The organism is Providencia sp. Je.9.19, assembly GCF_051129765.1.
In the GTDB taxonomy this organism is placed as follows: Bacteria; Pseudomonadota; Gammaproteobacteria; order Enterobacterales; family Enterobacteriaceae; genus Providencia.
The window spans coordinates 1-9,052 of the sequence record NZ_JBCPSS010000017.1 but is presented as its reverse complement, the minus strand read 5'-3'; the positions used below and the strand labels follow the sequence as shown (position 1 = coordinate 9,052).

Below are 9,052 nucleotides of genomic sequence, written 5' to 3'. Positions count from 1 at the left end.
TAATCATGTAATCATGTAATCATGTAATCATGTAATCATGTAATCATGTAATCATGTAATCATGTAATCATGTAATCATGTAATCATGTAATCATGTAATCATGTAATCATGTAATCATGTAATCATTAAAGCACAGGTTAGTTTCTAGTCAAGCATTTAATTACACAATCATAAAAATGATGATAAAGAATAATCCCCATTAAAAAATGAAAGACAGATCTCAGAAAGAGAGCATTTGTATCAGATTAGGATACAAACAGAATATATAAAGTCTTTATATATCAAAAGTTTTTATTTTATTGATATTTATATTCACAAAAATTTACTATTACCTTATAATAAATGTAAGACAATATCTTACATCGGAGTATTTATGGCCAGAACAATGACTGTCGATATAGGAGAGGACCTCCGCCACTTCATAGATTCTTTAGTGAATTCAGGGGATTATCGAACGCAAAGTGAAGTCCTTCGCGAAGCCTTACGCTTGTTAAAGGAAAAACAGGCAGAATCTCATTTACAATCTTTACGAGATTTACTTGCGGAAGGTCTGAGTAGTGGAGAACCTGAAACTTGGGACAAACATGAATTTTTATCACGAATAAAAGAGAAAGTGAATGGTCGCCAAGAAAATTAACCTCACCCCACAAGCTTATGAGGATTTAGAAAACATTTGGTTTTACAGCCAACAACATTTTGGCATAAATAAAGCGGACGAATACATTAACCGAATATCAGCTATTTTTGATGTTCTATCTCAACATGAAATTGGAACTCATCGGGATGAATTAGGAGAAAATATCATTTCTATTCCTATAGAAAAACATGTCATCTTTTTCATATCATCACCACTTGAAATAGTCATTATACGTGTTCTAAATCAAGCACAAGATATAAATATCGCTACCTTCTGGAAATAAGGAAAATTAGCTTCCCCCTCAGAAACTATCAACCAATCCCAGAATAACAATTGATCATTTCTCACTCAATTTTAGAATGTTATTTTTTAGTCCAAGCCTTATCATTAAGGTATAACTATATGGTAGGTATGACCTAATGCTCGTGCCTCATATCATTTAAATCACAATGGGAAACTCTTGAATAAAGTGTTGAATTAGTTTTGACTCTGTTAGGTGTTATTTTAGGGGAAATGGACAAGAACATAATCAATTCTGACAGTCTGCTTTGAGCGAGGTGTGGACGTTGATAATACTGAGTTATCTACACCTTTAGTTTAATGAGTTATGCATTACGGAATGTTTTTCGCCACTCTCTGGGATTGACACCAAATTTCTCGCGAAACTGTAGACGAAAAGTTGGAGCGGATTGAAACCCTGCTTGTTCAGCTACCTGTTCTATAGGAATATCCATGTTCTCCAGCAGTTCCTGACTCCGGTGAAGTCGTGCCGCCGTGATCCACTCAACGACAGACATACCGGTCGCTTTCGTGAAATGTCGCGTAAGTGTCCTGCGGCTCATTGAGGCGTATTCAGCCAGAGAATTAATATCGTGCGGCTCTTGAAGGTTTAGTAGTAGATAATCAAGCACCCTATTAATTCTACAGTCGGCAGTCTTTTGAGTGACAGGATGATCAATATACTGCGCCTGACCACCTTCACGGTGGGGAGGTGTGACCATCCTACGCGCAATGTGATTAGCCGTTAGGCTGTCAAAATGTTGGCGAATGATATGCAGACAGCAATCCATCGCCGCAGCTGTTCCTGCCGATGTAGTTAGTCCATCGTCATCAACATAGAGTTCGTTAAGATTCAAATGAACAGACGGAAACAATTTCCGAAAATCCTCCTCATATTCCCAGTGTGTTGCCGCCATGTGCCCGTCTAACAAGCCAGCATAAGCCAGTACGAAAGTGCCTAAGCATAGCCCTACTATCTGAGCTCCTGCTTCACGTGCTTTTACCAGAGCATTAAGTAGAAACTCGGATGGCCGTTTACGCACATCTCCCCAGAAGGGCACAATGACGATATCAACCTGAGCCAGAACGTCCAGACCATAATCAGCCTGTATCGCCGTTCCTTCCTCAGACCAGATGAGACCCGGCTTTTCAGCACATATTAGGCGGGTAAAGAGCCGTTGATCTGTGAGTGTATCGCCAAAAAGGATCAGCGGAACTGATACGTGATAAGTGCTGAAGCCTTGAGTAACAAGTATGGCAACTGACATCACAGACATTGTGGCTCCTTAAATATCGGTTTCCATCAGAACGTAACAGATTCGCCGTCTGCAGGAGCTGAAACGTAATCCTGAATTTGGTTAATCTGCGCATATTTTAGGACTTCCTGCCGCGTGACCAGACAATGGTTAACAGCTCCCATGTGGGTAGCAACAATCTGAGCTTCAGGTAATACAAAGTGCGCCTTCGAGATATCCTCTTTACCAAAAATGATTGCGCCATAGCCCAGCACATGTGCCCAACCGGTGTTCATAATCAGCACATCCGGCATATATTTTCGCATATTTTCTTCGACGGCTTTAATCCAGATAGAGTCACCAACAAGATATAAGGTTTTTTCTGATGGATGACGGAATACAACACCGCTGGCATCGCCAAGCATTGCTGCCAACTGTGGGTTGGCATAGGCTTCATCAGAACCATGCTGACATGTTGTCTTAATTAGTTCAATATCTCCAAGGCTGCTAATTTCAGTGAGAGCAACCAGATTAGTGAAAGCCTGATCACGCAGCAGCGCTTTATCATTTTCATTCTGAACGTAAATCAGCTTATCTTTTGGCACAATATCTACTGCAGCCTGATCCCAGTGATCTGCATGGGTGTGAGTGACAATTATTGCATCCACATCAAGCAATGAACTTATATCCAGAGGCAATTCTACCATAGGGTTACGAATTTCTGAGCGAGCAGTTCCTTCAAAACCATCCCATGCATCTTTGTCAGAAAGCATGGGGTCGATAAGAAACCTCTTACCCGCATATTCGAGGATCTGAGTTGCATTACGGACCTGAGTAATTTTCATTATATGTTCTCCAAACTTTGCTTAGACAAGTAGGAGTCATGTCAAACATGACCCGATAACCAATTATAGTGATTATCGGGCAATTAAACTGCCTCATAAGGGCCAAGCTTCGCAAATATCGGGTCAAGCTTCAAAATATGCAAATATGGGTAGCAGTCAAAGCACCTTTTTTGTGTCCGTCCTTCGCTCAAAACTGACTGCTAGTTATTGTATAATTTTCAACCCTACTAGGGGAAAAATACATTTGCTCCAATATATATCAGAGTACATAATTCATGAGTGCAATTTAAGTATACCTTTACTACACTACGTGAACTCTAGTGTAATAAGTATGAAAAATAGATGTATAATGCACCAAACTAACAACACCAATGTATAATGCACTGATGAATACAAATATACGAATTTATGGATATCTTCGCGCATCAACCCTTGAACAGGATGCGTCTAGAGCAAAAAATGAACTATTGAAGTTTGTCGAGGGAATGGGGCTACAGATTGCCTGCTGGTTTGAAGAGAATGAATCGGGCGCCCAACTTCACAGACCTGAACTCTTTCGCTTACTCAATGTGGCCATGTCGGGTGATATTATCTTAGTTGAACAAGTGGATAGAATTAGCCGCTTGAATACAGATGACTGGGAAAAACTAAAGTATCTCATTGGACACAAAGGATTAAAGGTTGTTTCTTTAGATCTCCCAATAAGCTACCAATTTATGAATCGTACTGATGAGTTTACAGAACGAATGCTTGCTGCCCTTAACAGCATGATGTTAGACATGCTGGCAGCCGTTGCGAGAAAGGATTACGAAGACAGACGTCGTCGTCAAGCACAAGGCGTACAAAAAGCAAAAGAAGAAGGGAAGTACAAAGGTCGTCCGATCAATAAGATATTACACCAAAAAATTGAAGGTCTTCTGATGGAGAAAAAAAGCTATAGCCAAATAGAAAACCTGATAGGTTGTTCGAGACATACCATTTCGAAGGTGTCAAAATCAATGAAAGCAGCAAAATAAATTATAATACTTCTCTTCTGAAAGCCTTTTGGTATCACAGCACTACGAACTAACTTTGAACTTTTCGATGAAATTGTCGCGAAACCACAGGTAGATACATGGTGCAAATTCTCAGGTTGAAATTGAGGTAACGGAAATTTCGGCGGTTCCGGCGTAGAACCACTAGATGTTAAATAGGATTGTTTTATTGAACGTTAGCTCTTGCACCAACTTAGCTCTTAGGCTAACATGCATTTAAGGAGGAATGCTTGTGTTCACTGTAATTTTTCACGATGAAGCTGAAACAGAACTGTTAGCGTTACCGCCAACGATTCGAGCTAAAATGGTTCGCCTTTTAAAAAAATTAGAAATGAATCCTCGACTACTACGAGAGCCAGATACAAAACCGTTAGGTAATGGTTTATTTGAAATTAGAACTATGGGAACGGATATTGCGAGAGGTTTGTGGGTCTATCAGGTCAGCGAAAGAATTTTTCTTTTACGAATTTTCATTAAAAAATCCCCAAAAACTCCACCGAAAGAAATTGAGATTGCTTTTCGCAGATTAGAGGAAATGAAAGATGAAATATAAAACCCTTAATCAAATTCATTCTATCTCAATGCATGACTCTGAATATCGAGCCGCTTATGAAGCAGAAGAAGCATTGGAAAAACTTCAGGAAACACTTCAAAGTTGGCGCATTGATGCTGGATTAACATCTGCTGAGGTTGCCAAAAGAATGGGGATAAAACCCCCTACAATTTCAAGAATGGAAAAAAATGCCACAAAAATGAGCTATGAAACATTAAGACGTTATGCTAATGCATGCGGTGTTAATTTTAAATTGCAGCAAATTTAATGCTGAGAGCAAAGGTAACTAGTTCGACAGGTTTAGCTACCTTTGACACTTTTTCATGACGTTTATAATTTTTTCAAGCGCTCCCGAATTCTTCTTCGTAAGTGTCCGGGCTTTGCCTCGCTGATGAAATAATTTACAAATGTAGACCCTTACCAATGTGTGCTGTGTGGGAGCCGATGGTTTTTAATAGTGCAGAAGCGGGGATCCGTGCAAAGAGATTGTTAGGTATGCGTCGTCAACAATTTGCAACAGAACGATGATTACGACAAACAGCATAGGGATGATCGGCTTAAAATTTGGATAATCGTATAAAACACAGTCTAGATGGTAAAAAGATAAACAATAGCCACCCAATGAAACTGATGATCGGTAATCGGCATAGAGGATGACGGTTAGGATATCTATGACCACTCCCGTTTTTGCAATACTGATACAAATAATATTGTTGGCTTGCATAAATCTATCCGGCGTCTTAATAGGCTTTTATGCCTGCGCCTCGATGAGTTCCGCGCCTGATGAACCTTATAAATTTGAGCGGCAATTTAACTGCCATTCCTAACCACAGGTTTTTCATTAGGTCGGTTAGCCGTTAATATCATCTATAATCAGTCTTCGCAAAACCAGATAAGCCATTGTTTAATATTTCATTATTTCATTATGATAATTTAGAATCAAAGGACTGCTGACGCGTTGTGAGTGCCCAGGCTATTCTGGCTAGCTTATTGGCCAACGCGCAGGTAACGACGAAATTGTTTTTTCTCTGTAATAATTGCTTGACCCAATCTGCAAGTTTACCTGATCGATAAGTCAGTGTTCGCAGATAGACTCGAGCACATTGAACTAATAATGCACGGAGTTTTTTATTGCCTCGTTTACTGATCCCTAAAAGCGTATTTCGTCCTCCGGTGCTATATTGTCGAGGGACCAAACCCGTTGATGCGGCAAACTCTCTACTGCCCCCATATTGGTTTCCATCACCTAATTGAGTCGAAAGTAGGCTGGCAGTCAACGGGCCAACGCACGGAATAGACAATAAGCGTTGGCCTGTGCTGTCTTCATTCAACGATTCCTTTAATTGAGCCTCTAAATCTTTAATTTGCTCAAGAAGATAATCGTAATGCTTACGCAGTTTTTGAAGCAAATTTTCTAGGTAAGGCGGAAATTTGTTTGTCTCTAAAATTTCAGCTAACCCCTTTATTAGCGCTGTGCCTTTTGGGGCACTGACGCCAAACTCCAATAAAAACGCGTGCATCTGGTTTGTTGTTTTGACCCTATCTCTGACCAAAGACTCTCTCACTCGGTGTAAAGCATGCATGGCTTGTTGAGATTCAGTTCTAGGTTGAACAAATCGCATTGATGGCCTCGATGCAGCTTCGCAAATGGCTTCTGCATCAATAAAATCATTTTTGTTTGATTTGACAAATGGGCGAACAAATTGAGGCGATATTAACTTAGCACAGTGGCCTAGCTCAGTGAGCTTCCGTACCACTACAGGCTTCCATCACGATAGTTGTTGCTGGACAATTAGCCAGAAACTGAAACAATTTAGCCCGCGTAAATTTTTTACGGTAAATGGCTTTTCCATGGCGATCTTGGCCATGGATGTGAAAAGAGTTTTTACCCAGATCGAGACCAATAAGCGTCATATTTTCCATGATAGTTCCCCTGATGATGTTTTTCTAAGTATAGAACGTTGAAAGAGGGAGTGGTCATCTCATTATTAGTATAAAAGAGACATCCAACGTCCTAACCATCCAGCAGACACATTGCGCAATAATATCGACAGGATAGTGGCGTCGTTTAAAGGCTTTTCGGGTAAGTGACGTGGTGAGAGCTCCGGTAAAGCCCTAAGTTTATCGCACTAATTGGCTTAATGCGACAGAACCCATTTTACCATCCGCAAACATTTGATTCTTCATCTACATCATAACCACGAATAATATTAATTAAATCTTTGATAATTTGTGCTGCAGTTAATGGGTCAGATAATTCACTGATAGAACCTACGTTTTTATCAACAGAGACTCCATTATTGCGGTTAGTCATAGCGATAACTAATATTGTATTATTAATCTCTCCTTGGATTTCTAATGCCTCAATAAGTAAAAGTATTTCACTTACTGCAATCTCAGGAATATACAATTTCTTAGGGCTGAGAAAGACCTTCTCAGCTTTCATATTATTGTTTCTATTAATTATCTCAAGTAAATAGCCTTTATTTTTCTCACTCATATTTACTATTCCTCAGTTAAGATTTCAGGTGAAACATAAAAATCGATATTAAAGACAGTATCATTTGTTACCGCTTCAATTCGATGCCATGTTTCCGGAGGAAAAACACCAAATTGACCTGCTTCGATAATTAATGTATCTGCAGGTTGAAGACTGCTTTCATCGGTGTAGGAGTAATAAATGATAGTTCCCTGCATGACAGAAAGCTTTGGGTATACGCCTTGGCGTGTGCCTTTATCTAGATGTCTTTCCCAGATAGATTTTGGTGCAGTTTCTTTTGTCCAAAGCGGTGTGCTACGGATATGAATATAGTTCGTGGGTATAATAATTCGTTTCATACGATATAGCCTAAATATGACGGTATTGTTAAGGTTTGTAGTCGTTTAAATATTTTTACCCTATACCAATTGGAGGTCACTGCCTATTTAGGGTAAATAATTAAAAATTATAGCCTATTACAAAGTACCCACCCCATCCATTTGAATGAATATCATTATTCATCCATGCAGGTTCAGCACCATTGTTCCATTGACCACCATTATGCCAGTAGCGAGCCACTATCGAGTAATGCCAATGAGCATAATTTAAAGCGAGTATATGACTTGACGCAATTGAGCTATTTGTACGTTGTTTTATGTCATTTTTTGCATAATGACTTTTATCACCAAGATCTGAGCCCCAATCAAAATTAGTGAACCCAATATAATTTAATTTCCCTCCCCATAAATCAGTAATAGGCACAAAATATTTTACTTTAAAGCGGTAGCCATCCCACTGATTTTCATTTTCGGCACCATAGTTTTGCCATTGATATTTAGTATAAAAATTTAATGATAAATTGATTGGCAGCCCTGTATCTATATCCGTACCTAACCCCATAAACCATGTACTTTGTCTTTCTTCTTGATTTCTTCCCATATCGTAAATGTAGTTATTAGCAAAATACCATTCTTTAAATAAAGCAAAACTCAAATCTAATTCAGTCAGTTTATCTATAGAAAATCGAGGTTCAATCTCCATAAATAAAGGTGAACCTTTATTCCAAATACCTTTAGCATCTGAATTACCACCAAAAAAAACAGGGGCATCAAGATAACCATAAAAATCAAACCATTCTTTTTTTGCAAAAGCTTCATATTCTAAATATGTATCATTACGTAATTGAGGTCCAAATCGAGTATTATAGCTCCCGACGACATTGATACTCTGATTCCACCAATTTGAAAGATACTGTGAATTTTTATCAGGTTCTGAACTAGCAGCAAAAAATGTGGGCGTTATTGACATTGAGGCTATCAGTATGAGAATTCTTTTTTTCATAATAGGTCCTAAAGGTGTATTTTATATTTAACCTATTTTAACCCAAAAAAATGGTGTGTAATTGATAAAACATATAAATAATCGGTTTCGGTCTCAATTATTATAGAAAAATAATTATTTCGATATACCTCTTCGCCTAAGCTTAAACATAGCCTACCTCATTATCCAATCTGTGGGCATAAACAAATAACACATTTTTGGGTAGATATTACAAACAATGAATAGATGTATTTTGAGCACAATGAGAAGACGTATTTCGCGCTAAATCAGTTGTCGTATTAAATAACCTCCCCCGAAAGGCAGGTTATTTATTCTCGACCCAAAAAAGCTCGCGGGAGCCAATTGTTTTTATTTAAATTTAGTCCGTGATATGCCATTACCTAAAAAGGCAATTAACCAGTAAGTATCTCTCATATAGTCGATTTTTACGCCTAATCTAACTGCCTTAATCGAGGCTCAGCAACCAGAGTGCTTCGTGTCTATCACTGCGGTGTAACCACCACTATCGTGCTACCGGAGTGATTTCCCGCACTGGCATTGGTACTGGTCAGCACCGATTTTAATAAATACGCCGCGCCATTGGGGGTTAACGATAAATCCGACTGAATACGGTCATTATCAAATTTAATCGTTTCATCTACAATGCTG

General features: G+C 38.8%; 10 protein-coding genes and 2 pseudogenes. 6 read left to right on the top strand and 6 right to left on the bottom strand.

All coding sequences use genetic code 11. From position 1 onward, the window contains the following. Positions 1 to 374 precede the first annotated feature (374 nt). The gene (locus tag AAZR93_RS21485; protein WP_198623883.1) at positions 375 to 638 is read left to right on the top strand and encodes a type II toxin-antitoxin system ParD family antitoxin; all 264 of its coding nucleotides are present in this window, start codon (positions 375 to 377) and stop codon (positions 636 to 638) included. Continuing rightward, positions 619 to 921, top strand: a complete 303-nt coding sequence (locus tag AAZR93_RS21480) for a type II toxin-antitoxin system RelE/ParE family toxin (protein WP_198623882.1) — start codon at positions 619 to 621, stop codon at positions 919 to 921. The genes AAZR93_RS21485 and AAZR93_RS21480 overlap by 20 nt, the downstream gene beginning before the upstream one ends. A 322-nt stretch (positions 922 to 1,243) precedes the next feature. Here the strand turns inward: AAZR93_RS21480 and AAZR93_RS21475 are convergent, their stop codons facing one another. Continuing rightward, positions 1,244 to 2,194 (bottom strand): GlxA family transcriptional regulator, encoded by a 951-nt coding sequence (locus AAZR93_RS21475; RefSeq protein WP_198623881.1) that lies wholly within the window; start codon positions 2,192 to 2,194, stop codon positions 1,244 to 1,246. A gap of 26 nt (positions 2,195 to 2,220) precedes the next feature. Then, entirely contained in the window at positions 2,221 to 2,997 is a 777-nt protein-coding gene (locus AAZR93_RS21470) for an MBL fold metallo-hydrolase (protein ID WP_198623880.1), read from the bottom strand. A 386-nt stretch (positions 2,998 to 3,383) separates the two neighbouring features. Between AAZR93_RS21470 and AAZR93_RS21465 the strand changes: the two genes are divergently transcribed. From AAZR93_RS21465 to AAZR93_RS21450, 4 genes and pseudogenes are all read left to right on the top strand, one after another. Beyond that, complete coding sequence (locus AAZR93_RS21465; RefSeq protein WP_434721031.1) at positions 3,384 to 4,013, top strand: recombinase family protein; 630 nt, start codon at positions 3,384 to 3,386, stop codon at positions 4,011 to 4,013. Between the two features lie 250 nt (positions 4,014 to 4,263). Then, the gene (locus AAZR93_RS21460) at positions 4,264 to 4,584 is read left to right on the top strand and encodes a type II toxin-antitoxin system RelE/ParE family toxin (protein ID WP_434721030.1); all 321 of its coding nucleotides are present in this window, start codon (positions 4,264 to 4,266) and stop codon (positions 4,582 to 4,584) included. After that, positions 4,574 to 4,852, top strand: a complete 279-nt coding sequence (locus tag AAZR93_RS21455) for a helix-turn-helix domain-containing protein (protein ID WP_434721029.1) — start codon at positions 4,574 to 4,576, stop codon at positions 4,850 to 4,852. The genes AAZR93_RS21460 and AAZR93_RS21455 overlap by 11 nt, the downstream gene beginning before the upstream one ends. Before the next feature lie 105 nt (positions 4,853 to 4,957). Then, positions 4,958 to 5,112, top strand: a pseudogene (locus tag AAZR93_RS21450) (IS91 family transposase); the annotation flags it as partial. Positions 5,113 to 5,507: 395 nt separating this feature from the next. On the opposite strand, the pseudogene AAZR93_RS21445 reads toward AAZR93_RS21450, so the two are convergent. From AAZR93_RS21445 to AAZR93_RS21430, 4 genes and pseudogenes are all read right to left on the bottom strand, one after another. Then, positions 5,508 to 6,507: pseudogene (locus tag AAZR93_RS21445) on the bottom strand (IS110 family transposase). A 235-nt stretch (positions 6,508 to 6,742) separates the two neighbouring features. After that, positions 6,743 to 7,084, bottom strand: a complete 342-nt coding sequence (locus AAZR93_RS21440) for a DUF1869 domain-containing protein (RefSeq protein WP_434721028.1) — start codon at positions 7,082 to 7,084, stop codon at positions 6,743 to 6,745. Positions 7,085 to 7,089: 5 nt separating this feature from the next. After that, positions 7,090 to 7,422: a DUF1971 domain-containing protein gene (locus AAZR93_RS21435; RefSeq protein WP_434721027.1), complete on the bottom strand. Its 333-nt coding sequence runs from the start codon at positions 7,420 to 7,422 to the stop codon at positions 7,090 to 7,092. Positions 7,423 to 7,522: 100 nt separating this feature from the next. Next, positions 7,523 to 8,404 carry a nucleoside-specific channel-forming protein Tsx gene (locus AAZR93_RS21430; RefSeq protein WP_434721026.1) on the bottom strand — a complete coding sequence of 294 codons (882 nt, stop codon included), beginning with the start codon at positions 8,402 to 8,404 and terminating at the stop codon, positions 7,523 to 7,525. Positions 8,405 to 9,052: the final 648 nt, after the last annotated feature.

Excerpts from the sequence above, each read along its gene's own strand:
- AAZR93_RS21485 (WP_198623883.1), top strand. The coding sequence starts at position 375 with ATGGCCAGAACAATGACTGTCGATATAGGAGAGGACCTCCGCCACTTC.
- AAZR93_RS21480 (WP_198623882.1), top strand. The coding sequence starts at position 619 with ATGGTCGCCAAGAAAATTAACCTCACCCCACAAGCTTATGAGGATTTA.
- AAZR93_RS21475 (WP_198623881.1), bottom strand. The coding sequence starts at position 2,194 with ATGTCTGTGATGTCAGTTGCCATACTTGTTACTCAAGGCTTCAGCACT.
- AAZR93_RS21470 (WP_198623880.1), bottom strand. The coding sequence starts at position 2,997 with ATGAAAATTACTCAGGTCCGTAATGCAACTCAGATCCTCGAATATGCG.
- AAZR93_RS21465 (WP_434721031.1), top strand. The coding sequence starts at position 3,384 with ATGAATACAAATATACGAATTTATGGATATCTTCGCGCATCAACCCTT.
- AAZR93_RS21455 (WP_434721029.1), top strand. The coding sequence starts at position 4,574 with ATGAAATATAAAACCCTTAATCAAATTCATTCTATCTCAATGCATGAC.
- AAZR93_RS21440 (WP_434721028.1), bottom strand. The coding sequence starts at position 7,084 with ATGAGTGAGAAAAATAAAGGCTATTTACTTGAGATAATTAATAGAAAC.
- AAZR93_RS21435 (WP_434721027.1), bottom strand. The coding sequence starts at position 7,422 with ATGAAACGAATTATTATACCCACGAACTATATTCATATCCGTAGCACA.
- AAZR93_RS21430 (WP_434721026.1), bottom strand. The coding sequence starts at position 8,404 with ATGAAAAAAAGAATTCTCATACTGATAGCCTCAATGTCAATAACGCCC.